General features: G+C 67.2%; 1 protein-coding gene. It reads left to right on the top strand.

The genetic code is table 11. From position 1 onward, the window contains the following. Window positions 1-45: 45 nt before the first annotated feature. A protein-coding gene (locus ACYF6T_RS44540) for an IS5 family transposase (protein WP_461703703.1) occupies window positions 46-808 on the top strand; the annotation gives its coding sequence in 2 pieces (ribosomal slippage) (window positions 46-385 and window positions 385-808; 764 coding nt annotated over the 2 pieces). This gene is flagged as partial in the annotation.

Raw genomic sequence — 808 nt, 5'->3', positions numbered from 1 at the left:
AGAGCTCATCTCATTTGGCTGGGTAAGCTGCCGGTCGTGGCGAGGATCGTTGAACGGCTGGTGCCGGACGAGTTGTGGGAGCTGTTCCAGCGGGTGGTGCCGGAGGCGCCGTCGCGACCTCAGGGTGGTGGCCGGCGACGGCACGGCGACCGCGAAGTGCTGGCCGCAATCGTCTTCGTAGCGACATCGGGCTGCACGTGGCAGCAGTTGCCGACCGCCTCGTTCGGGCCGTCCGGCGCGACGGCTCACCGACGCTTCACCGAGTGGACGAAAGCCCGCGTGTGGGCCAAGCTCCACCGCCTGGTCCTCGACGAACTCGGATCCCGCGGCGAACTGGACTGGTCCCGGTGCGCCATCGACTCGGTCAACATGCGGGCCCTGAAAAGGGGGAGCTGACAGGCCCGAATCCTGTAGACCGGGGCAAGTACGGGTCAAAGATCCACTTGATCACGGAGCGGACCGGCCTGCCCCTGTCCATCGGCATCTCGGGCGCCAACACCCACGACAGCCAGGCACTGATCCCACTGGTGAAGGGCATACCACCGATCCGCTCCCGCCGGGGACGCCGACGGCGCAGGCCCCACAAACTCCACGCCGACAAGGGCTACGACTACAACCACCTGCGGCGATGGTTATCCGGCCGAGGCATCCGGCACCGCATCGCCCGCAAGGGCATCGAGACCTCGCAACGACTCGGCCGCCACCGCTGGACCATCGAACGCACCATGGCATGGCTCGCCGGATGCCGACGCCTGCACCGCCGCTACGAACGGAAAGCCGACCACTTCCTCGCCTTCACCAGCATTGC

It is taken from the genome of Streptomyces sp. 7R007, assembly GCF_054850255.1.
This window is presented reverse-complemented; position numbering and strand designations above follow the sequence as displayed.